The 26517-nt window shown below is 69.6% G+C and carries 25 protein-coding genes; 14 read left to right on the plus strand and 11 right to left on the minus strand.

The annotated features are described in order from the left end of the window. Positions 1 to 212: 212 nt before the first annotated feature. The 6 genes from H6726_30910 to H6726_30935 all read right to left on the minus strand — a co-directional run bounded on the left by H6726_30910 (position 213) and on the right by H6726_30935 (position 7018). Positions 213 to 1010, minus strand: a complete 798-nt coding sequence (locus H6726_30910) for a 2-oxo acid dehydrogenase subunit E2 (protein MCB9662092.1) — start codon at positions 1008 to 1010, stop codon at positions 213 to 215. Positions 1011 to 1168: 158 nt separating this feature from the next. Beyond that, positions 1169 to 1510 carry a hypothetical protein gene (locus H6726_30915; protein MCB9662093.1) on the minus strand — a complete coding sequence of 114 codons (342 nt, stop codon included), beginning with the start codon at positions 1508 to 1510 and terminating at the stop codon, positions 1169 to 1171. 56 nt (positions 1511 to 1566) lie between these two features. Further along, positions 1567 to 1770 (minus strand): hypothetical protein, encoded by a 204-nt coding sequence (locus tag H6726_30920; GenBank protein ID MCB9662094.1) that lies wholly within the window; start codon positions 1768 to 1770, stop codon positions 1567 to 1569. Positions 1771 to 2338: 568 nt separating this feature from the next. Continuing rightward, complete coding sequence (locus tag H6726_30925) at positions 2339 to 2482, minus strand: hypothetical protein (protein MCB9662095.1); 144 nt, start codon at positions 2480 to 2482, stop codon at positions 2339 to 2341. Between the two features lie 2353 nt (positions 2483 to 4835). After that, on the minus strand, positions 4836 to 5981 hold the full coding sequence (locus tag H6726_30930) for a DNA replication/repair protein RecF (protein MCB9662096.1): 1146 nt from the start codon (positions 5979 to 5981) through the stop codon (positions 4836 to 4838). Further along, a complete protein-coding gene (locus tag H6726_30935) occupies positions 5978 to 7018 on the minus strand; it encodes a type 2 isopentenyl-diphosphate Delta-isomerase (GenBank protein ID MCB9662097.1) in 1041 nt (346 codons plus the stop codon). Before H6726_30935 ends, H6726_30930 begins: the two co-directional genes overlap by 4 nt. A gap of 77 nt (positions 7019 to 7095) precedes the next feature. Between H6726_30935 and H6726_30940 the strand changes: the two genes are divergently transcribed. The 7 genes from H6726_30940 (at position 7096) to H6726_30970 (ending at position 14644) form a co-directional block, all read left to right on the plus strand. Then, a complete protein-coding gene (locus H6726_30940; GenBank protein ID MCB9662098.1) occupies positions 7096 to 8130 on the plus strand; it encodes a polyprenyl synthetase family protein in 1035 nt (344 codons plus the stop codon). Beyond that, positions 8127 to 9089 (plus strand): mevalonate kinase, encoded by a 963-nt coding sequence (mvk, locus tag H6726_30945; GenBank protein ID MCB9662099.1) that lies wholly within the window; start codon positions 8127 to 8129, stop codon positions 9087 to 9089. Before H6726_30940 ends, mvk begins: the two co-directional genes overlap by 4 nt. Continuing rightward, positions 9086 to 10072, plus strand: a complete 987-nt coding sequence (gene mvaD, locus H6726_30950; GenBank protein MCB9662100.1) for a diphosphomevalonate decarboxylase — start codon at positions 9086 to 9088, stop codon at positions 10070 to 10072. The genes mvk and mvaD overlap by 4 nt, the downstream gene beginning before the upstream one ends. Then, entirely contained in the window at positions 10063 to 11070 is a 1008-nt protein-coding gene (locus H6726_30955; protein ID MCB9662101.1) for a hypothetical protein, read from the plus strand. The genes mvaD and H6726_30955 overlap by 10 nt, the downstream gene beginning before the upstream one ends. Before the next feature lie 123 nt (positions 11071 to 11193). Continuing rightward, complete coding sequence (locus tag H6726_30960; protein ID MCB9662102.1) at positions 11194 to 11850, plus strand: NfeD family protein; 657 nt, start codon at positions 11194 to 11196, stop codon at positions 11848 to 11850. Between the two features lie 56 nt (positions 11851 to 11906). Then, positions 11907 to 13259 (plus strand): flotillin family protein, encoded by a 1353-nt coding sequence (locus tag H6726_30965; protein MCB9662103.1) that lies wholly within the window; start codon positions 11907 to 11909, stop codon positions 13257 to 13259. A 50-nt stretch (positions 13260 to 13309) separates the two neighbouring features. After that, positions 13310 to 14644 carry a flotillin family protein gene (locus H6726_30970; protein ID MCB9662104.1) on the plus strand — a complete coding sequence of 445 codons (1335 nt, stop codon included), beginning with the start codon at positions 13310 to 13312 and terminating at the stop codon, positions 14642 to 14644. 90 nt (positions 14645 to 14734) lie between these two features. Here the strand turns inward: H6726_30970 and H6726_30975 are convergent, their stop codons facing one another. After that, positions 14735 to 15796, minus strand: coding sequence for a hypothetical protein (locus H6726_30975; protein MCB9662105.1), 1062 nt, complete (start codon positions 15794 to 15796; stop codon positions 14735 to 14737). Then, positions 15789 to 16463 carry a hypothetical protein gene (locus H6726_30980; protein ID MCB9662106.1) on the minus strand — a complete coding sequence of 225 codons (675 nt, stop codon included), beginning with the start codon at positions 16461 to 16463 and terminating at the stop codon, positions 15789 to 15791. Before H6726_30980 ends, H6726_30975 begins: the two co-directional genes overlap by 8 nt. A 231-nt stretch (positions 16464 to 16694) precedes the next feature. Between H6726_30980 and H6726_30985 the strand changes: the two genes are divergently transcribed. After that, the gene (locus H6726_30985; protein ID MCB9662107.1) at positions 16695 to 18104 is read left to right on the plus strand and encodes a glycosyltransferase; all 1410 of its coding nucleotides are present in this window, start codon (positions 16695 to 16697) and stop codon (positions 18102 to 18104) included. A 196-nt stretch (positions 18105 to 18300) separates the two neighbouring features. Further along, positions 18301 to 18801, plus strand: a complete 501-nt coding sequence (locus H6726_30990) for a hypothetical protein (protein ID MCB9662108.1) — start codon at positions 18301 to 18303, stop codon at positions 18799 to 18801. 88 nt (positions 18802 to 18889) lie between these two features. Here H6726_30990 and H6726_30995 read toward each other — a convergent pair whose 3' ends face one another. Continuing rightward, complete coding sequence (locus H6726_30995; protein ID MCB9662109.1) at positions 18890 to 19966, minus strand: UDP-N-acetylmuramate dehydrogenase; 1077 nt, start codon at positions 19964 to 19966, stop codon at positions 18890 to 18892. A gap of 27 nt (positions 19967 to 19993) precedes the next feature. Between H6726_30995 and H6726_31000 the strand changes: the two genes are divergently transcribed. The 3 genes from H6726_31000 (at position 19994) to H6726_31010 (ending at position 23060) form a co-directional block, all read left to right on the plus strand. Then, positions 19994 to 20695 carry a metallophosphoesterase family protein gene (locus tag H6726_31000; protein ID MCB9662110.1) on the plus strand — a complete coding sequence of 234 codons (702 nt, stop codon included), beginning with the start codon at positions 19994 to 19996 and terminating at the stop codon, positions 20693 to 20695. A 55-nt stretch (positions 20696 to 20750) separates the two neighbouring features. Further along, positions 20751 to 22073 (plus strand): serine--tRNA ligase, encoded by a 1323-nt coding sequence (gene serS / locus H6726_31005; protein MCB9662111.1) that lies wholly within the window; start codon positions 20751 to 20753, stop codon positions 22071 to 22073. A 159-nt stretch (positions 22074 to 22232) separates the two neighbouring features. Further along, the gene (locus tag H6726_31010; protein ID MCB9662112.1) at positions 22233 to 23060 is read left to right on the plus strand and encodes an SDR family oxidoreductase; all 828 of its coding nucleotides are present in this window, start codon (positions 22233 to 22235) and stop codon (positions 23058 to 23060) included. Positions 23061 to 23116: 56 nt separating this feature from the next. Here H6726_31010 and H6726_31015 read toward each other — a convergent pair whose 3' ends face one another. Together H6726_31015 and H6726_31020 are read right to left on the minus strand one after the other, a co-directional pair. Then, the gene (locus tag H6726_31015; protein MCB9662113.1) at positions 23117 to 23560 is read right to left on the minus strand and encodes a hypothetical protein; all 444 of its coding nucleotides are present in this window, start codon (positions 23558 to 23560) and stop codon (positions 23117 to 23119) included. A gap of 320 nt (positions 23561 to 23880) precedes the next feature. Beyond that, positions 23881 to 24648, minus strand: a complete 768-nt coding sequence (locus H6726_31020) for a serine/threonine-protein phosphatase (GenBank protein MCB9662114.1) — start codon at positions 24646 to 24648, stop codon at positions 23881 to 23883. A 172-nt stretch (positions 24649 to 24820) separates the two neighbouring features. Between H6726_31020 and H6726_31025 the strand changes: the two genes are divergently transcribed. Both H6726_31025 and H6726_31030 read left to right on the plus strand, forming a co-directional pair. Further along, positions 24821 to 25390: a hypothetical protein gene (locus H6726_31025; protein ID MCB9662115.1), complete on the plus strand. Its 570-nt coding sequence runs from the start codon at positions 24821 to 24823 to the stop codon at positions 25388 to 25390. 4 nt (positions 25391 to 25394) lie between these two features. Then, a complete protein-coding gene (locus H6726_31030) occupies positions 25395 to 26471 on the plus strand; it encodes an isocitrate/isopropylmalate dehydrogenase family protein (protein ID MCB9662116.1) in 1077 nt (358 codons plus the stop codon). Positions 26472 to 26517: the final 46 nt, after the last annotated feature.

Below are 26517 nucleotides of genomic sequence, written 5' to 3' on the forward strand. Positions count from 1 at the left end.
TCCGATTCGAAGAGCGGGGGAATCCCGCCCGGTGCGCGTGATGTGTCCTCGCGAGGCGTCGGCTGGAAGCCCGACGTGGGGTCTCGCTCGATGTCCGCTGGGGTTATAGCTGGATCATTGTTTCGGGAGTGTTTCGTCTCGCTTTCGGCGAGGGGAAAACGCACGGACCGTGAAAAACAAGGCTGAATCCGCTGCGCGAAGGAGCGCAGGGGTCAGCCCGCCGGGTAGAGCAACGTCGGGTCTGCGAAGATCTCACGCACCTTGCGCGCCAGCACCCCGCCCTGGAAGCCGTCCATGAAGCGATGGTCGATGGTGGCGGTGATGGTGAGCATGGGACGCACGACGATCTGTCCGTCCTCGACGACCGGCTGATCGCGGATGGCCCCGAGCAGTACGTACACAGGGACGCGCGCGAAGGGCGTAGGCGGCACGAAACCCTCGTCGAGGCCGAGCATGCCGACGCTCGTGATAATGCACGCCCCGAATGGGAAGGCCTCGAGCCCCGCGCTGGGCAGCGACAGCCCGATGGAGCCCGTGAGCCACCCGATGAAGCGCAGCAAGGGGCGGATGACCCACGTGGGCAGCAGGCGCGCGAGGTTGTTGCTCTTCTTGAACTGCTGGTCTTTGCCGGCCCGCAGCTTTGCCGCCGCGGCCCCGAACTCTCGCGCCAAGTCCTCGAGGCGCTTCTCGTCCGCTCGCTCCACCTTGACCTTGCCGAGGTCGCTGCCCTCCTCGAGCGCAACCAGAAACGCGAGGTCGACCGTGTCGTGCGGATGGAACGCCCCGAAGCGCAGGTAGCCGTTGAGCCCTGGGGCCTCGCGCAGCGCTGCCGCCACGACCTTGCCGACGAAGTGCGTGATGGTGACCTTCTCACCGGTCTCCTCACGCACCTTGTCGAGGTAGGCGAGCGCGCGCGTCGCGTCCACCGACAGCTTGCCGTAGATGTTGCCCTCGTTGGGGGCCGACCACGTGGCGATCGCGAGCTTGCGGCGCGTGCTCATCTTGGGCATCGGCCTCTCGGTCTATCACGGCGAGGCTCGGAACACGATTCCCGCGTACGGTACCTGCCGTCCGGTGCAGCAGTCGCCGTCCACGAGTCCCCGGATACGAGCTCCAGAAACCCGGGGCACGAGTCCCGGACCACGCAGCGGACCACGTGCCGTGGGGCTCACATGACGCGGAGCTTCTTCTTCGCCCTGGCGCGCGCCGAGGGTGCGCGGGGCTCCGGGCGCTCCACGCCGGGTGGCGCCACCCAGTTCCCATCGCGGTCCAGGAGGTCGGCCATCAGGTCGTAGTCGCCCGCCTCGCGCACCAAGGCGCGGCGGATCTCACCCGGTTGGGCTTCGCCGTTGGCCAGGTAGATCTTGCCGTCCACGTCGGGGGCCTGCCCCCACCAGCGCCCCTCGAGCAAGAACTCGCTCTCGTCGCTCTCACCGTCGACCAGCACCTCGAGCTCGGTCCCCACGCGCGCCTCGAGCTTGTCGTGGCTGATGGGGCGCTGCAGGTCCATCAGCTCCTCGTGCGGCGCTCACCGATCACCTCAGGCTCCACCAGGTCGGTCATGAATTACCGCGTGCGTGTCCTCTCGTGCGAGTAGCGGAACACGCCCGTGATCGAGGCTCGGCATGCTGCACGAACTTCTTCCAGCTCGGCGAAGTCCGCCGCAGTCTCGCCAGGTGGCCCGATGAACGTGGTGCGGAAGACCATGTCCGGGATGTTCTCGCGCAGCGTGTCCACCTTGCAGGCGCTCCCGCCGTGCCCGCGACGCATGCGCATAGGCATGGCGTCGGCCGCGTGTTGGGCATGTCGATGTGGGGAGCACCTTAAGTTGCTGCTCTGCAAACAGAGCACTGACGGAAACCGGTCGAGACTCGGGGTACAGGTAGTGGACGCGCACCCACTCGATGCCGACACCTCGGCCGCGCTTCGATCAGCTGCGCCAGGGTGGCCTTCTGCGTGAGTCGCGGCAGAAAGGCGATGGTGTCTTGGCTGACGAGGGTTGAGCTCCACCACGCCGCGCTCGGCGAGCTCTTTGTGGCCTCCATGACGACGTCCTCCACGGTGCGCGAGCGCTGCTTGGATGCCCGGAATGGCGCAAACTGCGCGGCAGGTTTGCAGCCCTCAGCGATTTTCACGTACGCGCTGTACGCGCTGGGTAAGCGATGCGTGGGTCGGTGGCGCGCACGGTCCACTCAGCAGGGGTTGCCCACCAACATGCGCGCCGCCGCCGCGCGTGTCAGCACGTGCCCAGCAGGCATATCGCTCGAGCCCGAAGTGATCTCGGGCATCTCGGTCGTTCGCCCGCATGCGCTCTACGAGCAGCCCGCGACCACCCAGCCTAACACGCCCGTGCGCAGGCTCCGCCATCTCGGATGGTGTCCACCGACTCTTCCTTGGCTGCGTCGATGAAGCCGCAGGTGTTAGCGGCGATGACCTCGGCCGCCTCGGGTCGTCCACCGGCGCAGCCAGACAAGCCGGACACGCGAGCATCACCTCGGTGTCCACGCAGTTCTTCAACGCAGCCAGGCGAGATGAAGTGGATGTGGTCTTGGGGGCGGACATGCGCGGAGAGGTAGCGCCGGACGGGGGTTGGAGCCAGTGGAGCGGGGGGCAGGGTCCTGGTTCCAATTCCCTGCATCCGGTTCCGTGTCCCGTTTCCGTTCCAGTGGCCCTTCCGGTTCCCCATGTCCGTGGCCTGGCGTCCCGATTCCCTGATTCCTGGTTCCCGTGTCCAGTTACCCCGTGTCCCAGTGCCCGTGTCGTTCCGTTTCCCGGTGTCCCTTCCTGGTTCCACGTCCCAGGCCCGCAGGCGCATATGCAGGGGTGACGAGGCGCGCCAGTAGTATCGGCAGCCATGCGCTCGCCCGTCTCCTGTCTCTTCGCCTTGGTCCCTCTTCGCGCTGGGCGCGCCTGTCCTTCAGCGGGCTCGCGCGTGGAGGAAGCGCGCGCCGGTGGTGCGGCCCTCCGCGGCCCCCCGCCGCTCCACCGTCCGCCGAGCCATTCACCGTGGTGCTCGACACCACGAAGGCCATCCACATCGACGTGCATCCAGTGGGCGCCGCGCTGGGCACCAGCGCTTCCGCAAACTGGTCGAGGCCGGCTACTACACCGGACGTCACGCGTTCTTCGCGTCATCGAGGGCTTCGGCGCGAATCATCCACGGGTTGGCGGCGAACTCGCGCTGGCGCGACAGCAACATCCGGGACAACCCCATCGCAAGAGCAACGCGCGCGGCATGCTGAGCTTCCGCCCGCGCAGCTGGCACTACGTACGACTTTGGTTCTTCATCAGCTTCGGCGACAACCGCAAGCCCTGGACGGCATGGGCTTCTCGCCCTTCGCGCAGGTGCGGGCCGCGAACATGGCCGTGGTGGACAGCCTCTACAACGGCTGCGGCGAGGCGCCCCGCGCGGCCCGCGGCCCGACCAGGGTCGCATGCGCGCGGAAGGCAACACCTACCTGCGAGCCGAGTTCCCCGAGCTGGTTACGTGCGCTCGGCGCATCGAAGCGAACTGACAGCCCCGCAGGGGGGACCGCCGCGCACCTCGCTCGGCGGCGCTCCCGGCTTCACGCCACCACGCCCTCCCTGCATCTCCGAGAATGAGAAGACCGCGGAACACAGTCACCGGCCCACGGGAAACAGCCAGAAACTGGGACACCGGGACACACCGGGCGCAGGGAAACAGGACACCAGGAAACCAGCACCGGGAAACAGGTTACCAGGGGCCGGGACACCAGGCACCGGAAACGGGACACCAGGGAAACCGGCACCAGGCGCAGGGAACGGGACGCAGGACACTGGGAACCGGGCACTGGACACCAGGACACCAGGAACACTGGGAACCAGGCACAGTCAGGCCCACCGTGGCAGCCGGACTCGACCCAGCGTGCCAGCGCGGCCCGCGTGCTTCAGGTGCAACACCGCCGCGACGTGGTCAGCCCGTCCAGCGTGCTCCGCGCCCTCGGCAATGAGCGCCCACAATACAGCCACCCACGGCAGCCATGGCCTCCTTGGCACTCGCATTACGCCCTGCAGCAGGGAGCACGGACCAGGACCGGCAGGCCAGCAATCGAAGAGCCCGCATGCGGCGTTGCTCCTCCTCGCCGATGCGGTATCGACTCGTCATCAACGCCTTGCCTGCGAGGCTTCGTCCGGCGCTGGACCCATCCGGCGATCCTGGTCCGTGCTCCAGCGTCCCGGTTGCCGCCCCGAGCGTACGTCCCCTCGGCGTACTGGAGAGCAACCGAGTGCAGAGCCCGCTCGGTCTGCCGAGCCAGATCCGGAGCTCGCCGCGCCATCACGCGAATCACTGGCGTCGCCTCCCGGATGGTGGACAAGATGAGGTCTTCCGTACGTGTCATGCCAAGGCCCTTCTGCGGCGTTGGGCCGCGCTGAGACCCCGCCCCCCGCACGGAGTCGCAGCCCTGTCCCGCCGACCTTTTCGGCAGGAAAAGCGACCCGCAGGGTCGGGCGTGACAGGGCGAGCACCGTGCTACCTCGACCTCTCCGCGCGGCCCGCCCCAAAGCGTCCCAAACCTCACCCCGAGCCAAAGCGCCACCAACCCAAGAGCGCTCAGCCGAGCAACTCGAGCCACGGGAAACGGGACACGGGAAATGGGAACCGGGAACCACGGAACGGGAAATGGGAACCGGGAACCACGGAACGGGAAATGGGAACCGGGAACCGGGAACCGGGAACCGGGAACCACGGAACGGGAAATGGGAACCGGGAACCACGGAACGGGAAATGGGAACCGGGAACCGGGACTCGGGAACCGGGACTCGGGAACCGGGCCCCGGAAACCGCGACCCCCGCCCCCAAGCCCGTCCGCGCCTCACCCCCCGCTCGGCGTGACCACCCCGCGCGCCACGTGGAAGTCCCGCCGGTGTTCCTCCAGCAGAATGAACTCGGGGTGCGTGGTGGACAGGAACACTTGCCCGCCGAGGCGCGACAGCAGCTCGAACAAGCGCCGGTTGCGCCCGCGGTCGAGCTCGCTGCTCACGTCGTCCAGCAGCAGCACCGGGACCTTGCCGGTGCGCGCGCTGAGCTCGTCCAGCTCCGCCACCTTGAGCGCCAAGACGATGGCACGCTGCTGCCCCTGGGATGCGTGGTGCTTCGCGGCGATCGCGCGCACCGTCAGCGCCAAGTCGTCGGCGTGCGGACCATCGGCGGTGAAGCCCCGCGCGCAGTCCTTCTCGAACGCCTGCTCCAGTGTGCGCAGCAGCGTCTCCCGCTCGGGCGCGACGCGCGGTCGATAGCTCACGTCGAGGGGCAGCTCCACCCCTGCCACGTCGTGGAAGGCCTGCGCCACACGGGGCGCCAGGCTGGTCACCAACGAGGCCCGCGCCCGGCCAATCACCGCCCCGGCATCCGCCAAGATGGCGTCGTAGCTGCGCACCGAACGCGGGTCGATGGGGTCTTGCTTCAGCAGCCTGTTCCGGCTGCGCAGCGCCTTGGTGTAGGTCGCGAGCGCGCTGCCGTAGGCGGGATCCAGCTGCTCGAGCATGCGGTCGAGGAAGGCGCGCCGCAGCTCGGGCGAGCCACCCGCCAGCTCCACGTCGCCGGGATGGAACAGCACCATCGGGAACGTGCCGTGCCAGGCCGCGAGCGAGCGCGGGCGCTTGTCGTCCAGCTGCAGCTTGCGCGCCTTGCCGCGCTCCAGCCCCACCGTGTACGTGCGCGGCGCGAGCTCGCCGCCCACCCGCGCGCGCAGCACGGCGTTGGGCTCGTCCAAGCGCACGATGTCTTCGGTCTTGGCACCGCGGAAGCTCCTCAGCGCACCCATGTAGTGAATGGCCTCGAGCAGGTTGCTCTTGCCTGCGCCGTTGTCCCCATGCACCACGTTGAAGCGCGGGCCAGGCTCGAAGTCGAGGCGCGCGAGGTTGCGAAAACCGCGCAAGAACAAGCGCTCCACGCGCAGGGCCGCGTGGGCGCATCCAGACAGCCCGTCGTCGTCGCGGCTCTCGGGAGGCGAGCTCACTCCGTCCACTCGCGTAGCGCGGCCCCCACGCGCCGCTCGGCGCGACGCAGGTCCGCGACGCAACGACTCCCCGTCAGCAGCATGATGGCGCGCAGCTCGCGCTCCACGCCGTCCAGGAAGGCCTCGGCCGCGGCCTCACCGCCGCTCGAGAGCGCCATGAACACCGGCCGCGCGATGCCACCGGCCTGCGCGCCCAGCGCGATGGCGCGCGCGACGTCGTGCCCGCTGGCCACGCCGCCCGTCGCGATGCTCACCAGGCCCAGCTCCTGCGCGTAGTGCACCGAAGCGGCCGTCGGCACGCCCCAGTCCCACAGGGCCTCGCCCAGCTCGCGCTGGCCGCCCTCGGCGCGCAGCGTCTCCACGCCCACCCACGACGTGCCGCCCGCGCCGCTCGTGTCCACGTGCTGCACGCCCACGTCACGCAGCTGCGTCAGCGCGCGCCGGCTGAGCCCGTTGCCGGTCTCCTTCGCCACCACGGGCACGGCGAGGTCGCGCACGAGCCGCTCGATGGCGGCGAGGCAGCCGCGGAAGTCGCGGTCGCCCTCCGGCTGGATCAGCTCCATGGCCGGGTTCAGGTGCACGCACAGCGCGTCGGCGCCCACGTCCTCGACCATGCGCGCCACGTCCGCCGTGCTCATGTCGCGTGCCTGGACCGCGCCGATGTTGCCCAGCAAGAGCACGCCCGGCGCAACGTCGCGCACGCGGTAGGTAGAGGTCGCCTCGGGCCGCAGCAACATCGCGCGCTGGCTCCCCAGCCCGAAGCCATACCCGCGCCGCTCGGCGATGCCGGCGAGCGTGCGGTTGATCTCTTCGGCCCGCTCGTGCCCGCCCGTCATGGCCGAGATCACCAACGGCGCGCGCAGCCCCTTGCCCAATAGCTCGACGCTGAGGTCCAAATCGTCCAGCGCCAGCTCGGGCAGGCTCTGGTGCACGAAGCGCACCTGCTCCAGCAGCGTGGTCCGACCGCGAAAAGCGACTTGATCCGTCGCGCAAAGGTCCAGATGGTCGGCTTTTCGTTGTCGGATCTCGTCGGTCATGCGCTGCTCTCGCTCAGCCGCGCGGGCGGCCCGCGCAACTTGCCTGAGGAATAGCCCGAGCGTAAGAGGAGCGCAGCGTGACGCAACACAGCAACCCCAGTTGGTCGACCTTCGTCCGCGAGCGCGTCGACGCTCACTTGGCCGCGTTCTTCGACAAGAAGCGCGCGCAGGCCCAGCTCCTCTCGCCGCGCGGCGTGGAGATGGTGGACGCCACGGCTGCGCTCACGTTGCGCGGAGGCAAGCGCCTGCGCCCGCTGGTGCTGGCCGCCGCCTACAGCGCGGTGAGCCCCGACGGAGACCTCGCGGACTGCGTGGCCGCGGGCGCGTCGCTGGAGCTGCTGCAGAGCTACCTGCTCATCCACGACGACTGGATGGACCGCGACGAGGAGCGCCGCGGCGGACCCGCGGTGCACACCATGTTCCGGGAGCCCGGCCGCGAACAGCACATCGCGGACTGCCTGGGCGTCCTCACGGGAGACCTGGCGGGTACCTACGCGTGGGAGCTGATGGCGGAGGCCCCCTTCCCCAAGTGGCGCCGCGACGAGGGCTTCGAGGCGTTCTCGACGCTGCAGGTCGAGGTCTACTTCGGGCAGCACCTGGACGTGGTCGCCGACCCCGACGTGGAGCGCATGCACCACCTGAAGACGGGCAGCTACACGGTGCGCGGCCCCGCGCAGCTCGGCGGGGTCCTGGCGGACGCAAACCCAGACCAGGTGCTGGCGCTGACGGGCTGGGCCGACCCCTTGGGCGAAGCGTTCCAGCTGCGCGACGACCTGCTGGGGACATTCGCCACGGCCAGCGACACCGGCAAGCCGGGCGACGACCTGCGCCACGGCAAGCGCACAGGCCTCATCGTCGAAGCCGAGCGTCGCCTGGACGCCGCTGGCAGGGACGCGCTGGCGGCCGTGTTCGGGCGCCAGGACGCAGACGATACGGACGTGGCCGCCGCGATGGAAGCGCTCGTGGCGTGTGGCGCTCAGGCCGCTCTCGAGGCCCGCTGCACGGAGCTGCGTGACGTGGCCCTCGACGCGTTGAAACAGGGAGGGCTCTCGCGCGTGGGCCGCGAGCGCCTGACCGAGCTGGCGACGAAGCTGACGGACCGCGACCGATGACCAGCGCCCCCCAGGTCGCGCCAGCCGCGCGGTCCAGCGCGGCGGGGACGGGCTGCGGCAAGGTCATCCTGCTGGGCGAGCACAGCGTGGTGCATGGCCGCCCCGCGCTCGCTGCCGGTCTCTCACGCGGGGCACGAGCCGACGCGACCACGATCAGCAAAGGTCCGAGCACAGCGCGGTTCGTGTTCGCCGACGGGCAGGTGGACGTGACGGCCGTAGAGGACGCCGAGCACCCCCTGGGGCGTGCCCTCGCGGCGCTGCTGGGGACGTACGAGACGGCGCACCCCGTGCACGTGCAGGTCACCCTGGAGCTCCCCGCCGGCGCTGGCCTCGGGGCGTCGGCCGCGATGGGCGTCGCCACGAGCGCCGCCCTGGACACGCTCTGGGGCATCGCGCGTACGCCCGGAGAGCGCGCCACGCAGACGCTGACCTGGGAGAGAGTCTTCCACGGCAACCCCTCGGGCGTGGACAACACGATGGCCGCCGTGGGCGGCGTCGCGCTGTTCACGCGGGGCGCGGCGCTGCAGGCCGTCCACACGCGCCGCCCTTTGGTGCTGGTCGTGGGGCACAGCGGGGAAGCCTCGGAGACCAAGGAGATGGTGGCGCTCGTGGCCCAGCAGCTCGAGCGCGAGCCGGCGCGCATCGGCGAGCTGTTCGACGCCATCGCGGCGCTGGTGCGCAACGCCCGCCTGGCGGTCGAGGCCGGTGACGTGCGCGCGCTCGGCCAGCTGATGGACATGAACCACAGCCTGCTGAGCGCCTTGATGCTCTCCACGCCGCGGCTCGAGACGCTCTGCGCGGCGGCCCGCGGCGCGGGCGCGCTGGGGGCCAAGGTCACGGGCGCGGGCGGCGGGGGCTGCATGGTCGCGCTGGCCCCCGAGCAAGACACCGCCGCGCTCATTCTCGATGCCCTCCGCGCGTGTGGCGCCGAGGGCTTCATCACGGAGGTCGGCGGATGAGCCACTGCAAGGTCCGCGCGCGAGCGAACATCGCGCTCTCGAAATACTGGGGTAAAGCCGACGTCGCGCTGAACCTGCCCGCCGTCCCCAGCGTGAGCATGACGCTCGACCGCCTGGTCACCGAGACCGACGTGCGCTTCGACCCGCGCTTGCGCGCCGACCGCGTGTTCCTGGACGATCGCCCCGCGAGCAAGGCCGAGACCCGCCGCGTGGTCGAGATGCTCGACCAGGTGCGTGCCGCAGCGGGCCACCTGCAGCGCGCTGAGGTGCGCTCGGTGAACCGCTTCCCGACGGCCGCGGGGCTCGCCTCCAGCGCCTCGGGGTTCGCCGCGCTGGCGGCCGCCGCCACGCGCGCGGGGGGGCTCACATGGGACGACAAGCGCGTCAGCGCCATGGCGCGGCAAGCCAGCGCCTCGGCCGCACGCAGCATCTACGGCGGCTTCGTGGAGCTCCCTGCGGGCAAGCCGGGCCAGGCCAAGCTGGCGGCGCGACCGCTGCACGACGAGCATCACTGGGACCTGCGCATCGTCGTCGCGGAGACCGCGAAGGGCCCCAAGAAGGTCGGTTCGACGGTCGGGATGGAGCGCTCGCGCCGCACGTCGCCGTACTACGAGGCCTGGGTCGCGGCCGCGCCGAAGCTGTCGCGAAAGGTCAAGAAGGGGCTCGACGCGCGCGACCTGACGCTCCTGGGCGAGGCGATGGAGCAGAGCACGCTGGCCTTCCACGCCTGCGCGATGGCATCCGCACCGGGCATCCTCTACTTCCAGCCGGGCACCCTCGCAGCGCTCGCGACCGTGCGAGAGCTGCGCTCGCGGCGTGAGGTGGCCGTCTACGCCACGATGGACGCGGGTCCGCACGTGAAGGCCCTCTGCCACGCCGCAGACGCCGAGCGGGTGCGCCGTGCGCTCGGGCGCACCGAAGGGGTCATCGCCACCAGCGTGAACGCCCCTGGACCCGGCGTGGAGGTCCTCGAGTGGGACTGAGCGCGTCGGCGCCCGGCAAGCTCATGCTCTCGGGGGAGTACGCCGTGCTCGACGGCGCGCCCGCGATCGTGGTCGCCGTCGATGCACGCGCCATCGTGTCGCTCCATCCCGCGACAGACGACGCGCCGATGAACGACGCGCCCAGCGCAGGATCCACGAAGACCGCAGGCGCGTCCCCCACGCCCCCCGAGGTGCGCGCCACCTGGGACCTCGCGCGCGAACGCTTTCCCGAGCTACCGAGCACTCCTCCGGTAGTGGACGTGAGCGCGCTGCGTGACCCGAGCGGCGCACAAAAGCTGGGGCTGGGGTCGTCGGCGGCCGCGGCAGCCGCGACGGCCGCCCTCGCGCTGTCACGGGCTGGCCTCGCCCCAGACGTGACCGCTCAGCGCGACCTCCTGTTCGAGCTGGCCTTCCGGGGGCACCGCGTGATCGCGCCCGAAGGCAGCGGGGCCGACGTGGCCGCGTCTTCGTTGGGTGGCTACCTGCGCTTCGAACCTGCGGTGAACGGCCCGTCAGGCTTGCCTCGCTGCGCCTCGCTCACGCCTCCCCACGGGCTGGTGACGCGCGTGGTGTGGACGGGCCACGCCGCACGGACCAGCGATCTGGTGGGCCAGGTGAAGCGCTTCCAAGCACGCGCGAGCGGCGCCTACGCCACGCTGGCACGCGACCTGGCCGACACCGCGCGCTCGTTCGCGGATGCGTTCGAGTCCAGCGACGTACCCGCCGTGCTGTCACTGGCCGAGCGCTACCACGAGGCCATGGCTGCTCTCGGTGACGCGGCGCAGGCGCCCATCGTGGAACGGCACCTGACGGTGGTGGCCCAGCTGGCCCGCGAGGCCGGAGGTCGCGCCAAGCCGAGCGGTGCAGGGGGTGGCGACGTCGCGATCGCGTTCTTCGGCAGCGAAGCGGACGCGCAGCGCTTCGAGGCGCTCGTCGAACGCGCTGGCTTCGAGCTGCTGGCCCTTGCGCTCGGCGCCCCCGGGCCCCAGATGAGCTGAATACGCGGCGCGCGCCCAAACGGGGCAATCGGCGCGGTTCATGGAAGGGTCACACGCGCGGGGCGTTGCCATGGTACGCTCGCTGACCAAAGCCAACACCTTGGGGGTCACGGGGTCGTTTCGATGTTGCTCTCGGTCTACATGTTCTCGCTCGCGCTCGGCGGCGTCCTCTTGGGCGCGTCTCTCCTGCTGGGTGGGAAAGACGGGTTCGAGGGCGCGAGCGGCGGGCCCGACCTGGACGCGAGCGCGGATGTGGACGCCAGCGCAGATGTGGACGCAGGCGCAGATGCCGATGGCGGCGCAGATGCCGATGGCGGCCCCGAGGCCACGAAGGACCTGGAGCTGGGTGGAGGCGCTGACTTCCTGCTGTGGTCACTGACTTCGGTGCGCTTCTGGACGTTCTTCCTGGCCTTCTTCGGGCTCACTGGGCTCATCTTCGACGGCTTCTCCCTGGTCTCGCACGAGGCCATCACCGCCGCGCTCGCCGTCGGCATGGGCTCTGCCGCGGGCTTCGGCATCTCCAAGGCCGTGCGCGTGCTCAGCTCGGACCAGTCGGGCCGCGTCGCCGAGTCGCGCGACTTCGTGGGAAAGAGCGCGCGCGTGCTGGTCGCCCCGCAGGTGGGCGGCGTGGGGAAGGTCCGCGTGGAGATCGGCGGTAACCTGGTGGACGTCCTGGCCACCACCGACGAGGGCGACGTCCACAACCAGGACGAGGTCATGATCATCGAGATGGACGGCACCACGGCACGCGTCGCGAAGGTCATGTCCGCAGACAGCTGACTGACAGAGTTCCGCTCCGTTTCGAGGAGCACCACCACAGAGAGCTGGGGTTTCACATGACGCAACCGTATACGGGCTACACGCCACCGGCGTACCCACCGCCGCCCATCCCGGAGGAGCCGGCGAGCGCAGGCATGGAAGTGCTGGAGATGGTCATCAAGGCCGGCATGGCAGGGCTCTTCTTCGCCTTCTTGCTGCTCATGTTCATCGTGCTCTTGAGGCAGTTCCTGCTGATCTCGCGCCCCAACGAGGCCCTGGTGTTCAGCGGCAAGAAGTCGCGCGGGCCTGGGGGGGAGATCCTGCCGTACGCCATCGTGAAGCAAGGCGCGCGTGGCATCCGCATCCCCATCCTGCACCGGGTAGACCGCATGGACATGCGCCTCCTGCCGGTGGACATCCGCATCCAGAACGCCTACTCGGCGGGCAACATCCCGCTCCAGATCCACGCCATCGCGACGGTCAAGATCCACTCGGACGACCGTGTCATCCGCAACGCGGTCGAGCGCTTCCTGGGGCGCTCCCAAGGCGAGATCCAACAGGTCGCCCAACAGACCCTGGAGGGTGCCGTGCGTGAAGTCGTGGCCTCGCTCACGCCCGAAGAGGTCAACGAAGACCGCCTGAAGTTCGCGGAGAAGCTCATCCACGCGGCGGAGGACGACCTGCACAAGCTGGGCCTCATGCTGGACACGCTCAAGATCCAGAACGTGCACGACGACACGGGCTACCTGGACTCCCTCGGGCGCCCGCGCATCGCCGCCGTGTTGCGCGACGCCGAGAACGCCGAGAACGAGGCGCAGGAGAAGATCACCAGCGCTCAGGCCGGCTCGCACCAGAAGGCCGAGGTCTCGCGCGCCATGGCCGAGACGATGATCATCGAGAAGCAGAACGAGCTGCGCCGCGTGCGCGCCGAGCTGGACGGTGGCGCGCTGGCCATCGAGCGTGAGGCCGAGATGGCCGCCCGCACGGCGCGAGCCCAGGCCGAGCGCGAGCTGCAGACGCTGCGCGCAGCCGTGGAGGAGCGGCGCCTGCAGGCCGACGTGGTCGTGCCCGCCAACATCAACCGCGAGGCCCGCGCCATCCTGGCCGTGGGTGAGGCCGCGCCGACCGCCGAGAACGGCCGCGCCGCGGTCGAGGTGCTGCGCTTGCTGAGCGAGGCCTGGCAGACCATGGGGCCCCACGCGAAGGAGCTCTACGTCATCCAGCACCTCGAAGAGCTGGTGGGCACCGTCGTCGGCAACCTGAGCGACGTGTCCGTCGGCGAGGTCACCGTGCTCGACCAGGGCGACGGCGGTGGGCTCGCGGCCTACGCGTCGGCCTACCCGATGATGGTGGGCCGGGTCATGGAGGCCCTGGCCGTCAGCACCGGGGTCAACATCCCCGAGATCCTGAACGAGCGAGGTGCCTCATGAACCCGTTGGTCGCGCTGCTGGCGCTCTTGGCCGTCGCCTTCGTGGCGTTCATGGTCATCGTCTTCGTCATCCGGAACCTGCTCTACGTGTGTCAGCCCAACGAGGTGCTCGTCTTCTCGGGCACCACACGGCAGTCCAGCGTGGGCGAGGTGGGCTACCGCATCATCAAGGGCGGCCGCGCCATCCGGAAGCCCATCATCGAGACGGTCGACCGCATCGATCTGACCAACATGATCATCGAGGTGGCGGTCACGAACGCGTACTCGAAAGGCGGCATCCCGCTCAGCGTGAACGGTGTGGCCAACATCAAGATCCCGGGTGAGCTCCCGCTGCTGCACAACGCGCTCGAACGCTTTCTTGGGCGCAGCCGCCAGGAGATCATGCAGATCGCGCGGGAGACCCTGGAGGGCAACCTGCGCGGCGTGCTCGCGACGCTCACGCCCGAGCAGGTGAACCAAGACAAGGAGGCCTTCGCGAGCAAGCTCACGGAAGAGGCCGAGCACGACCTCAACCGCATCGGGCTCGTGCTGGACACCCTCAAAATCCAGAACGTGTCCGACGAGGTGGGCTACCTCGACGCCATCGGCCGCATGCGCAGCGCGCACATCCGCCGGGACGCCGCCATCGCCGAGGCCCAGGCTCAGGCCCAGGCCGCCGAGGTGAAGTGGACCAGCCAAATGCGCGGTGAGGTCTCCAAGATCGAGACCGCCATCGAGATCGCCCGCAAGGAGAACGAGCGCCGCATCGCGGACGCCCGTACTCGCCGCCAGGCGGTCATCGCCGAGCAGCTCGCGGCCGTGCAGGCCGACGTCGCTACGGCGCAGGCCGAGGTGCAGATGCAGGACGCGCGCATCGCGCAGGTGCAGCTGCGGCTGCAGGCGGACATCATCCAGCCCGCCATGGCCCAGCGCTCCGAGGCGGTCGCGGCGGCGCAGGCCAACGCCGTGACGACCATCGAGCAGGGCAAGGCCACCGCCAAGGTGCTCACCGACCTGGCGCGCACCTACTCCGGCAGCGCGGGCTCCGGCCGGGACGTGTTGCTCATGCAGAAGCTCCTGCCCGTGCTGCAGCAGGTCAGCGGCACCATCGGTCAGATCAAGGTCGACCGCCTGACGGTCATCGGCCAGGACGGCAACACCAGCAACGGCGGAAGCTCACTGGCGGGTCAGCTCGTGGCCGCCAACGAGCAGGTGAAGGCCGCCGTGGGTGTGGACCTGGGCGAGGCGCTGCGCACCAAGCTGGGGCAGCCGAGCACGCCGCGCCCGTCCACACCGACACCGCGGCACATCCCGGCAGCCCCGCCCCCAAGGACGCCAACGGACCGGCCGCGGTCGAACACGCCGCCGCAGAACTTCGGCGAAGTGACGCGCCGGACGCCGGGCTGAGATCGGGTCCGTCCAGATACGCCCCGCCCCGCGCGCTCCGAGCCCGCGGGGCGGTTTGCGTTGGCGCTCACGGGCGCGCCGTCTTGGCGCTCAGGCGGGCGCCATCGCGGCCTGCTCGCCCGCGTTCGTCGCTTCCGTCGGGCGGAAACGTAGGGGCGCGAACCACGGCCTGTCCGGCAAACGCGCCAGCAGCGCGGGGTTCACCCAACACAGGTAGAGCGCGAGCATGCCCGTGGTGAAGATGCCGATGTTCATCAAGACGAGCAGCGTGGTGTGCAGCCCCACGCCGATCAGGATCCAGAGGCGCTTGTAGGCCCACCACGCGCGTGTGCTGCGCTTGGTGCGGCTGACATCGCGCCGCGTGCGCCAACAAGCGATGACCATCAGGGGCGCGAGAGCCTCGAACCAGTACGTCGTGAAGCAGCCGAACTGGGTCACCCACGCCGGTAACCAGGTCATGTCCCAGCGGACGAAGTGCTGGTAGCGGAGGATGTAGAACAGCGCCATGTAGTCGCCGCGCGCCGACCAGAGGTAGTGGTCCTTGCTGATGGCGGCCGACGTGTAGAGCCACAGCAGCTGCAGGATGACCATGTAGCGGGGCCACGCGGGCACCAGCACCGAGGGGCGTGCCCAGCGGCCATGACGCAAGCGCGCATCGACGGAGAGCGTCTCGTGACTGCGGCTGAAGACGAGGGCGACGACCACGAGGCGCAGCAGCTGATCGATGCCGCGGTTGCCCTCCATGTAGAGCGCCATGATCTGCACCTGCGTGACCAACACGAGGACCCCGGACAGGCGCGTGAGGAACCCCGCCGCGAACATGAGCGCCGCGGCGATGCCGCCATAGACCGCCACCCAGATCGCCAACGGCCCCGGGCCGAGCAGCCGACGTATCCAGGGCTGGCTGCTCAGCTGGCTGCTGAACCCCAGGTTGTAGGCCATCGCGTCGTCGAAGATGGGGAGGGCGAGGTCGAGGCAGACCAGGTAGATGAGGTCGTAGGCCATCACGCAGCCGATGGCGATGCGCAGCAGCGCCAAGGCCGTGGCGGGCTCCCGCTCGTCCCACAGCGCCACGTAGCGGCTCCAACGGGTGGGGCCGGAGGCCGACCCGGGCAGGTCGATGGCGGCGGGGGTCATGGGGGACTCAGTCATGCAGGGCTCGCATGTCTTCCTCGAACTGGGCGCGCGTCAGGCGCATGCCGTTCCCCCAGCGGGTGCGCTCGGAGCGTGCGATGCGCTCGTCGCGGTCGCGGTAGTCGAGGCGACGCATCCGGACGCGCACCTCCTCGGCATCGCTGAAAGTGTAGAAGACACGCTTCGCGATCCACCTGCAGAACGGATAGTAGGGGCCGGGGGTGCCGTGGTCGAAGGCGATGTACGCCGCGCGGATGCGACGGTATTCGAGCCGCTCCGCCTCGAAGTCCGCGTCCGGGTCGTGCACCGTGTAGAGGGTCTCCCAGGTGTCACTGCCGGCGCGACGCATCTCGACGTACAGCTGGAACGACCGCTTCTCCGACCCGCTGAACATGTTCCAGGTCTGCCCGGCGAGCAGCAACCCGTACGCCCACTGGAGCGGCATCGTCACACGCCCCTTCACGTCGGCGAGGGTCGCGCTGTAGGCCGCGACGCGCGCGCGGCTCTCGGCTTCCGTATCGTCCGTGAGCGTCTGCACACGGGCGATCAGGGGCTGCCAGTACGGGTGCTCGAGCCGCGCCTCGCTCAGCACGGGGGTCTGGATGCCATAGATGATGGCGTGGACGACCACGACCGTCAGCAACACGGCCCGCACGGCTGGCCAACGTTCTCTCAGGCGGTTCATCGCACGCCAAGCATGAACGCTCCCTGGCCCGATGTCTTGACCAAGGTCAACGCCTGACGGGGGTCGCGCGCATTTCGCAGCCAGCCACGACCCCAGACCACATGGACACACAACGAATTACAAGTTGGTGACAATTGCGAGGTCGTCCCGATCCGCAGCTGGAAGCATCGTTAGGGCACGGAGAATCACGTGCAAATTGCCATCATCGTCCTCTACCTGATCACGCTCACCATGCTGGGCGTCTACGGCTTCCACCGCGGTCACCTGCTGATGCTCTACTGGAAGCACCGCAAGAACATCCGCAAGCCGGCCACGCCGTTCCCCGAGGAGGACCTGCCCCTCGTGACCGTGCAGCTGCCCATGTTCAACGAGATGTACGTGGCGGAGCGCCTGCTCGAGAGCGTGACCCTGATCGACTACCCGAAGGACAAGCTGGAGATCCAGGTGCTGGACGACAGCACGGACGAGACCGTCCAGATCGCGTCCGCCAAGGTCGAGGAGCTGCGCACCCGCGGCTTCGACGCGGTCTACCTGCACCGCACCGACCGCACGGGCTACAAGGCCGGCGCGCTGGCCGAGGCCACCAAGGTGGCCAAGGGCGAGTTTCTGATGGTGTTCGACGCGGACTTCGTGCCCACCCCCAACATCATCCGCAACCTCATCCACCACTTCACGGACGAGAAGGTCGGCATGGTCCAGGCGCGCTGGGGGCACATCAACCGCGAGTACTCCACGCTCACGCAGTGCCAGTCGATGATGCTCGACGGTCACTTCTGCATCGAGCACATCGCGCGCAACCGCTCCGGCCGCTTCTTCAACTTCAACGGCACGGCAGGCATCTGGCGTCGCGCGGCCATCGCGGACGCGGGCGGCTGGGAGCACGACACCGTCACCGAGGACATGGACCTCAGCTTCCGCGCCCAGCTCAAGGGCTGGGAGTTCGTGTACGTGCCCGAGGCCGTGGCCCCCGCCGAGGTCCCCTGCGAGATGAACAGCTTCAAGACGCAGCAGTTCCGCTGGGCCAAGGGCTCGGCGCAGACCACGCGCAAGCTGCTCTGGACGGTTCTCAAGGCGGACATCCCCCTCAAGGTGAAGATCGAGTGCGTCTTCCACCTCACGAACAACTTCGCCTACCTGTTCCTGGTGGTGCTCGCCGCGCTGCAGCTCCCCAACATGTTGATGCGTCAGGACATGCAGCACCCCGAGCTGCTGCTCTTGGACGTGCCCCTCTTCCTCAGCACCTGCGGCTCCATCTGCGTGTTCTACCTGGTCACGCACAAGGAGCTCTACGGCGGCTGGTGGGCGGCCGTGAAGCGCCTGCCCATGATGATGGCCATCGGCATCGGCCTCAGCATCAACAACGCGCGCGCCGTCCTCGAGGGGTTGTTCGGCAAGGACATCACGTTCGTCCGGACGCCCAAGCACGGCATCGAGAGCAGCAAGCGCCCCACGTGGAAGAAGGCGGCCTACCGCGGCAACTGGTCGATGCACTCGCTGCTGGAGGTCGGGTTCGGGATCTACTTCGTCATCACGATCGGCCTGGCCTTCGTGACCGGGAACTTCGTGAGCATCCCGTTCCTGTTCCTCTTCATGGTGGGCTTCCTCTACGTCGGCGGCCTCAGCCTGTATCAGAAGCGCTGACGGCGTCGCGGGCGTAGGCCCCGAGGCCGACCGCCCCCGCCCCGCTCCCATGTCCTCAGCAGGCGTCGCCATCCTCGGGTTGGCGGCGCCTTGTGCGTACTGCTACCGTCCCGCCGTGCCGCGCTCTGCCGACCCCGCCGCTCGCTCTGCGAGCCGACGCCCCAGCCCCCCCCCTCGCCCGCGAGCGCGGGGTGCCGTGGGGGGCATCGTCCGCGTCCTGAGCAACGCCCTGGGCGTGGTCCCCGCCGCTGTCGTGGGGGTGGTCGCGGGGCTGTGGCTCGCCGGGTGCTCGCCCGAGATCGGGGACAAGTGCTCCATCTCGACGGACTGCTCCTTCAACGGTGACCGCATCTGCGACACGGCGCAGCCGGGCGGCTACTGCACCGTCCAGGGGTGTGACCCGGACTCGTGTCCGAACGGCGCGGTGTGCGTGGAGTGGCGCTTCGAACCCAGCCGCACCACGGCCACCTACTGCATGGAGCGCTGCCGCAGCAGCTGCGGTCGGCGCGGCTACGAGTGTGTCGCGGACGACGACCCGCGGCTCGAGAGCAACGGGGGACCGCTGGCGCGGGTGACGGACCTCGGATCACGTCGGGACGCCAAGTTCTGCGCGGCGGTCAGCGACACCGCTGCGACCAGCATGTCGCTCGCGCCCACCCAGAGCGTGATGCCCGACGCAGCGGTTCCGTCTCCCTGAGCTCGTCCGTCGGCACATCACGCACGACGCAGCGAGACGACACACCGCGTTCGATCGTGGGCCGCAGCGCGCGTCCCACGCAGTGCCCTCAGGCGACCACACCCGTCAGCAGCTGAGGCTCGCGGGTGAGGGCCACCCCGAACGCTCCGTGCACGGCACCAGCGATCTCGTCTGCGAGGGCCAGGAGCTCTCGCATGGTGCCGTCACCGTGGTGCACCAGGGCGAGCGCGTGCTTGCTGCTGACGCCTACCGGCCCGCGCCGCAGCCCTCTCCGTACCCCTGCGCACTCGATCAGCCAGCCCGCCGCGAGCTTGACGCTTCCGTCGGCCTGCTCCCAGCGCGGCACGGCCTCGGCCGTTTGGACCAGCCCCTCGGACAGCGCGCGTTCGACGACCCGTGCGGCCTCGCTCGCGGTGACGATCGGGTTCGTGAAGAACGAGCCCGCGCTGCGGCTGTCGACGTCGTCAGGGTCCAACACCATGCCCTTGGCGCGTCGCAGGGCGATGACGGTGTCGTGTACCTGCTGCAGCGTGGGCCGCACGGTCCCGGCCAGGGCCCGCTCGAGCTCCGCATAGCGCAGGGAGGGCGCACCGCCCGGGCGCAGCGCGAAGGCCACCTCGAGCACGATGAAGGCGTGCGGGTCCTGTTTGAAGCGGCTGTCGCGATAGCGGAACCCGCAGTCCTCGCCGCCGACCACGACCTCGTCGAGCGTGCGACGGTCCAACGCCCGTACGGACACGATCGTCTCGGACACCTCCTGCCCGTACGCGCCGACGTTCTGGACAGGGGTGGCTCCCGCGCTCCCGGGGATGCCGGCCAGGCACTCGAGGCCCGCGAGGTCGGCGCCGACGGCATGCCGGACGACCTCGGGCCACGGCGTGCCCGCCTTGACGCGCAGCAGCGCCCGACCGTCGGGGAGCGTGTCGGTGTGGATCCCCTCGGTCTCCATCGACAACACGAGGCCACGGAAGCCTTCGTCGGGCACCAACGTGTTCGACCCTCCGGCCAAGAGCGCGAGCGGCATCCCGCGGTCACTTGCGTGCCGCACCGCCTGCAGCACGTGGTCGTCGCTGGTGGCCCTCGCCAGATACTGGGCCCGGCCGCCGAGACCGAGCGTCGTACGCTCCGAAAGGGACACATCCTTGTCGATCCGCACTCGGCTCATGCGCCTTCATAGCGTAGAGTGCGGGCGATGTCCGCCGAGCCCACAGCCCCCTATGCACGCCTGCTCGTGCTGGGGGACGTGCACGCCGAGGCTGACGCAGTGCGTCACGTGATGTCCTACGCACGGGAGCACCTCACCGTCGACGCGAGCTTGTGTGTGGGGGACATCGTCGACGGGATGGGCGACGCCGACGACACGCTGGTCGCGCTACGCGAGCACGGCGTGGTGTGTGTCGCGGGCAACCACGAGCGCTGGTTCCTGCACGACGAGATGCGGCACCTGAAGAACGTGACCCCATCCCTGACCGCCGAGAACCGGGCCATGCTGGAACAGCTGCCCCGCACGCTACGGCTGCCAACCGTCGCAGGCGGGGCCCTGCTGTGCCACGCGGTGGGCGACGACGACGAGACCTTCCTGCGCTCGACGACGCGGGGCTACGACCTCCAGATCAACGCGCTGCGTGAGCTCATGCTGGACCCGGACGTGGACTTCATGCTCGCCGGACACACGCACGAGCGCATGGTGCGCCGCTTTCAGGGGCTGGTGGTGGTCAACGCGGGGACGCTGCGACGCGACGACGACCCAGGCTTCGTCGTCGTCGACTTCGAGCGCATGCTGGTGCGCTGCTTCGACATCGCCGACCTGGGCGCGGACATCCGCGAGGTGGACTCGGTGCCGCTCCCTCGCCCGCTGCCGGTCCCCAGCTTGCGAGACGACGACCTGTACTGACGATGTCGGCGCTGAGCGCTGGATCGCACGGCGACGTCGGGGTACACCCGCCCCCATGCTGGACCCTCGCTTCGTCACCGACAACCTCCCCGAGGTCAAGGCCGGGCTCGCCCGCCGCGGCTTCAAGGACGAGGCCACGCTCGACCGCCTGGCCGAGTTGGCCCAAGCGCGCCGCGCGGCCATCGCCGAGACGGACGCCCTGCGCGAAGAGCTCAACCGCGAGAGCGCCGCCATGTCGCGCGTCGCGGACAAGCGCTCCGCGGAGTTCGCCGAGAAGCGTGAAGTGCTGCGCGCGCTGGGGGACCGCATCAAGGCTTCGGAGGCCGCGGCGGCGACCGGCTCGGACGAGCTGGACGCGCTGCTGCTGACGCTCCCCAACCTCCCCGCGGCCAGCACGCCCGACGGCGCGAGCGAACATGACAACGTCGAGCAGCGCGTGTACGGCACACGCCCCGAGCTGGGCTTCGAGCCGCGTGATCACGTGGACCTGGGGGAGCGGCTCGGCATCCTCGACTTCGAGCGCGGGGCCAAGCTGAGCGGGGCACGCTTCGTCGTGCTGCGGGGCATGGGCGCGCGCCTCGAGCGGGCGTTGATGCAGTTCATGATGGACATCCACGCGGACGAGCACGGCTACGAAGAGGTGTGGGTGCCAGCGCTGGTGAAGGACAGCGCCATGCGCGGCACGGGCCAGCTGCCGAAGTTCGCCCAGGACTCGTTCCGCATCGCGAAGGACGCGGCGTGGGAGGCCGAGAGCGACACGGTCGGGCACGAGCTGTACCTGATCCCCACGGCGGAGGTGCCCGTCACCAACCTCCACGCGGACGAGATCCTGGAGGGCGATAGCCTCCCCCGCGGCTACTGCGCATACACGCCGTGCTTCCGCAGCGAGGCTGGAAGCCATGGGCGCGACACCCGTGGGATGATCCGCCAGCACCAGTTTGACAAGGTCGAGCTCGTGCGCTTCGTGGCGCCAGAGCAAGCCGAGGAAGAGCTGGAGAAGCTGACGGGCCACGCCGAAGCCATCCTGCAGCGCCTCGGGCTGCACTACCGCGTGGTGCAGCTGTGTGCAGGAGACATCGGCTTCTCCTCGCAGAAGACCTACGACCTCGAGGTCTGGCTCCCTTCGCAAAACACCTTCCGTGAGATCTCCAGCTGCTCCTGGTTCGGTGACTTCCAGGCGCGCCGCCTGAAGGCCCGCTACCGGCCAGCGCCGAAGCAGAAGCCGCGCTTGCTGCACACCCTGAACGGCTCGGGGCTGGCCATCGGGCGCACGCTGGTGGCGATCCTCGAGCAGAACCAACAGGCAGACGGCTCCGTGGTCATCCCGCCCGCGCTGCGCCCCTACCTCGGCGGCCGCGAGCGGCTCACGCGCACCTGAGACGCGAGCGCTGCGGGTGGCCGTTCGTGACTCGGCCCCCGGCGACCGCACGGAGGAGCGTACCGCGGGTCGCTCACCCCACCCGGCACCGGCGCTTGCGGCGGCGGCCACTTGCCCGTACCCTACACATGAATGAATCGTCATTCATTGTGAGGTGTCATGGAGAGTATCTTTCGGCCCGGTCTGTTCGAAGGTGAAGTCGCGATCATCACAGGTGGTGGGACGGGCATCGGCCTGCTCACGGCCGAGGAGCTGGGGCGCCTGGGCGCCAAGGTGGCCATCTGCGGCCGCCGCCCCGAGCCGCTCGCCGCGGCGGCCGCCCAGCTGGAGGTGCTGGGCATCGAGGTGCACCAGGGCACGTGCGACATCCGCGAACCCGAGTCCATCGACGCGATGATGACGGCCATCAAGGAGCGCTTCGGGCGCGTGGACATCCTGGTGAACAACGCCGGAGGCCAGTTCCCGAGCCCGGCGCAGATGATCTCCCCAAAGGGGTTCGGCGCCGTGGTGCGCAACAACCTGCTGGGCACCTGGAACATGACCCACGCCGTGGCCAACCGCTTCTTCATCCCGCAGAAGCGCGGCCGCATCGTGAACATCATCGCGCAGATCGCGCGCGGGTTCCCGGGCATGGTGCACACGGGCGCCGCGCGGGCGGGCGTCGAGAACATGACCAAGACCCTGGCGGTCGAGTGGGCCATGCACGGCGTGCGGGTGAACGCCGTGGCGCCGGGCGTCATCAAGACCAGCGGCACACGGCAGTACCCACCATCGCTGCTGGAGAACGCCATCAAGGCCTGCCCCGTGAAGCGCCTGGGCACGGGCGAGGAGGTCACGCACCTCATCACCTATCTGTGCTCCACCTACGCGGACTTCATCACGGGTCAGACGATGTACATCGACGGCGGTGCCAGCATCTGGGGCGAGCAGTGGTTCATCCCGGAGGACGTCCCGCAGTACCCGCCTTACCCCGTCCCCGAGGACTGACCCCGACAGGCCTCGAGCGGTGACGCTCGCGGGCCCGTCCGCGTGCTGGGCGTCGCTCAGCGCACCACGACCCGCCGCGCCAACCAGCGGTCCTCGTGGCGGTTCATGTACAGGGCCACGTCGTGCAGCGCGCTGCCGGCGCGCAGGCGCAGAGCCACGACGGCCTCGTCCCCGTCGCGGGACACGGACTCTTGCACGACGCTCACCCCACGCTGCTCGAGGAAACCGAGGGCGGTCCGCAGTTGGTCGGAGAGCTCGACCTCTTGGCCCTCGCCGAAGTGCCGCGGGCGCCCCGACACGGTCAGCTCGACGGGCTCGCGACCTGGCACCACGTAGCGCAGTAGCTGGTCCACCCGACGGCCCGGGTCTTCCTCCGTCAGCGAGTCCGCGAGCGCGGAGAGGCGCTCTCCCTCGGTGACGACGAGCGCGTCGGCGACGGCCGAGATGGCGCTCACACAGGCGAAGACGACGAGGAAGGGGAGGAGGTAGCGGCGTAGCACGCTCGGAGGCTGTGCAGTCCGCGTGCCAGCTGCGCGGCCCGCCGTGGCACCCGCCCGAGCGGCCACAAATGCCTGCGGATCGCGGGTGATCCCGGGGTTCTCGTGAGGCTGGATCGCCGCAGGCGGGACAATTTGTCACGCCCTGGACACAGCGCGCTGACAGGGCGTCACACGGGCAACCCGGCCGGCGCCGACCCCACGCTCGGCGACGGGTCGATGGAGCAGCTCACGCGCGGGCTGCCCAACCTGCCCCGGGACGGCCAGTCCGTAGCGAGGTCGGTCAGTCCGTGATGAGGACGACCAGTCCGTGACGAGGACGGTCAGTCCGTGATGAGGACGGCCACGACGGTGATGTTGTCATCCCCACCGTTCGCGTTCGCCTCGCGCACCAGGTCCGCGACGAGCTTCTCCATGTCATCGCCCGCCTGGTTGGCGAGCTCGTTGATGACGTGGTCGTCGATCATGCCGTTCAGCCCGTCGGAGCACAGCACGTAGACGTCTCCCGGCTGGGGGGCGTCGGGGAGCAGGTCCACCGCCACCGAGTCCTGCATCCCCAGCGCGCGGGTGATGACGTTCTTGGGCAGCTCGGCCAGCTGCTCGGCGGTCATGTCGGGCATGACCATGAGGTAGTCGTTCACCAGGCTGTGGTCGCGGGTCATCAGCTCGATGACCCCGCCGCGCACGCGATACGCGCGGCTGTCGCCGACGTGCGCGATGAAGGTCTGGCTGCGATCCCGGCTGAGCAGGATGCTGACGACGGTGGTGCCCATCCCGTGCACTTCGCGGTGCTTCACCGACGCGTCGAAGATCTTGCGATTGGCGATCTTGATGCCGGTGAGCAGGCGGTTCTCATCCACCGAGAGGTGCGGGTCGAAGCTGAACGGCCAGGTGGCGTCGTCCGAGCTGGTCGCCTCGAAGAACGACGCGATCGCGTGCGTCGCCATCTTGCTGGCGACGTCCCCCGCGCGGTGGCCGCCCATTCCGTCCGCAACGATGAAGAGGCGATGCTCCGGAAGGATGCAAAAGCTATCCTCGTTGTGCTCTCGGTGCCTACCGACGTCCGAGAGTCCTGCCGCGATGAAGTTCATGAAGGGTGCGGAACCTAAAGTGGAATTGGCGCTAAAAGTCTCTCGCATGGAGCGATGTGTCAAGCTGCGCCGGGTGAAGACTCGGATTTTGCATTACGCGCTTCTCGCGCTTTTTTTGATACCCACCCTCACAGCGTGCACCGGCGAGCCCGACCCCCGCACGCTGCCGGGAATGCTGGAGTATGCGGCGCGCGCCATCGAGCGCAACGACGCGCGGGCATTGTTTCGCGTCATCGACGCCCGGTCCCGCCACGCGATGGCCTCGATCGTCGAGGATCGGCGCACCGCCGCGGAGCTGATCCGCACCACCTACCCCGAGGATCAGCGGGCCGACGCCCTACGTGAGCTGGGCTCCGCCGCCGAGATGGAAGACGCCGCGGCACTGTTCGAGGACCGCTGCGGGCGGGCCTGCATGGCCGATCTGGGGAGCCGCATCGGCGCCCCCCTGAGCCAGACCCAGGACGGGGACGAGCTGGTGGTGGAGACCCCGCGCGGGGGCACGCTGCGTGTGACCGGTGGGGGCGACGACTGGTTCGGCATCGTGTGGCACTACGACGAGCTGGACGCCGAGCGTCAGCGCGCCAACCAGGACCGCCTGCTGGTGGAGGCCAACGCGCGCACGTATCAACGACGGCTCGAGCAGTCTGCCGCGCTGGACGGGGAGGCTCCCGTGGGCGAGGAGCACCCCGTGCCCCCGCACGGCGACGACCCCGCCCCTCCCGAGCCCTCCCAGGAGCCCTGAGCCCATGACCGAGCACCAAGTCGCGCTGATCGGCGGCGATGGCGTGGGCCCCGAGGTGGTCGCGGTGGGCGCGCGTGTGCTGGACGCGCTGCGCGAGACCCGTGGGCGACCGCTGCGCTGCGAGTCGTTCGAGCTGGGCGCGGAACGCTACCTGCGCGACGGGGCGACGTTCCCCGACGACGTCCGCGACCGCCTGCGCACCGAGTTCGCCGCCGTGCTGCTCGGCGCGGTCGGTGACCGGCGCGTGCCCGACAACCGCCACGCCCACGACATCCTGTTCGGGATGCGCTTCGGCTTCGACCTGTACGCGAACATCCGGCCCGTGCAGTGCCTGGTGGACCGCCTGATGCCCCTCGCGCGGCGCACGGCCGGAGACTGCGACTTCGTCGTGTTCCGCGAGAACACCGAGGGGCTCTACGCGGGCATCGGCGGCACCCTCAAACAGGGCAGCCCGCAGGAGGTGGCCATCACCGAGGCCGTGTACACGCGGCACGGTGTGGAGCGCATCGTGCGCGCGGCCTTCGACTTCGCGCGCGCCGCCAGGCGCCGGAAGGTGACGCTGGCCGACAAGCACAACGCCATGCCGCACGCGCACGGGCTGTGGCTGCGGGTGTTCCGCGAGGTGGCTGCGGACTACCCGGACATCGAGGCCGAGCACCTGTTCGTGGACGCGCTGTGCTTCTTCGTCGTGCAAGACCCGGCGCGCTTCGACGTCATCGTGGCCTGCAACCTGTTCGGGGACATCATCACGGACCTCGCCGCCGCGCTCCAAGGCGGGATGGGCATGGCCGCCAGCGCCAACCTGCGGCCGGGTGAGCCCGGGCACGTCGCGCTCTTCGAGCCCGTCCACGGGAGCGCGCCCGACATCGCGGGGAAGGACCGCGCGAACCCCTTCGCCACCGTCCTGTCCGTGGGGATGATGATGGCGCACCTGGGATACCCCGAGGACGAGCGGCTGCTGCGGGAGATCGTGCGCGAGGCGCTCGGCTCCGGAAACTGCACGGTGGACGTCGGGGGAGCGCTCGGCACGCGCGCCGTGGGCGACTGGGTCGTCGCGCAGGTGCGACGCGCGGGCGGCTGACTTCTGACTGGGTGCGCGGGCGGGCTCGGGGCGGGCGCCGCCGTGC

This window comes from Sandaracinaceae bacterium (assembly GCA_020633055.1).
Taxonomy (GTDB): Bacteria; Myxococcota_A; Polyangia; order Polyangiales; family Houyiibacteriaceae; genus JADJJE01.

Coding starts and splice junctions, on each gene's coding strand:
- H6726_31010 (MCB9662112.1), top strand. CDS start 22,233: ATGGAGAGTATCTTTCGGCCCGGTCTGTTCGAAGGTGAAGTCGCGATC.
- serS (MCB9662111.1), top strand. CDS start 20,751: ATGCTGGACCCTCGCTTCGTCACCGACAACCTCCCCGAGGTCAAGGCC.
- H6726_30970 (MCB9662104.1), top strand. CDS start 13,310: ATGGTCATCGTCTTCGTCATCCGGAACCTGCTCTACGTGTGTCAGCCC.
- H6726_30920 (MCB9662094.1), bottom strand. CDS start 1,770: ATGCGTCGCGGGCACGGCGGGAGCGCCTGCAAGGTGGACACGCTGCGC.
- H6726_30915 (MCB9662093.1), bottom strand. CDS start 1,510: ATGGACCTGCAGCGCCCCATCAGCCACGACAAGCTCGAGGCGCGCGTG.
- mvaD (MCB9662100.1), top strand. CDS start 9,086: ATGAGCCACTGCAAGGTCCGCGCGCGAGCGAACATCGCGCTCTCGAAA.
- H6726_31000 (MCB9662110.1), top strand. CDS start 19,994: ATGTCCGCCGAGCCCACAGCCCCCTATGCACGCCTGCTCGTGCTGGGG.
- H6726_30965 (MCB9662103.1), top strand. CDS start 11,907: ATGACGCAACCGTATACGGGCTACACGCCACCGGCGTACCCACCGCCG.
- mvk (MCB9662099.1), top strand. CDS start 8,127: ATGACCAGCGCCCCCCAGGTCGCGCCAGCCGCGCGGTCCAGCGCGGCG.
- H6726_31030 (MCB9662116.1), top strand. CDS start 25,395: ATGACCGAGCACCAAGTCGCGCTGATCGGCGGCGATGGCGTGGGCCCC.
- H6726_30975 (MCB9662105.1), bottom strand. CDS start 15,796: ATGACTGAGTCCCCCATGACCCCCGCCGCCATCGACCTGCCCGGGTCG.
- H6726_30935 (MCB9662097.1), bottom strand. CDS start 7,018: ATGACCGACGAGATCCGACAACGAAAAGCCGACCATCTGGACCTTTGC.
- H6726_31025 (MCB9662115.1), top strand. CDS start 24,821: ATGCTGGAGTATGCGGCGCGCGCCATCGAGCGCAACGACGCGCGGGCA.
- H6726_30980 (MCB9662106.1), bottom strand. CDS start 16,463: ATGAACCGCCTGAGAGAACGTTGGCCAGCCGTGCGGGCCGTGTTGCTG.
- H6726_30960 (MCB9662102.1), top strand. CDS start 11,194: ATGTTGCTCTCGGTCTACATGTTCTCGCTCGCGCTCGGCGGCGTCCTC.
- H6726_30985 (MCB9662107.1), top strand. CDS start 16,695: ATGCTGGGCGTCTACGGCTTCCACCGCGGTCACCTGCTGATGCTCTAC.
- H6726_31020 (MCB9662114.1), bottom strand. CDS start 24,648: ATGAACTTCATCGCGGCAGGACTCTCGGACGTCGGTAGGCACCGAGAG.
- H6726_30995 (MCB9662109.1), bottom strand. CDS start 19,966: ATGAGCCGAGTGCGGATCGACAAGGATGTGTCCCTTTCGGAGCGTACG.
- H6726_30910 (MCB9662092.1), bottom strand. CDS start 1,010: ATGCCCAAGATGAGCACGCGCCGCAAGCTCGCGATCGCCACGTGGTCG.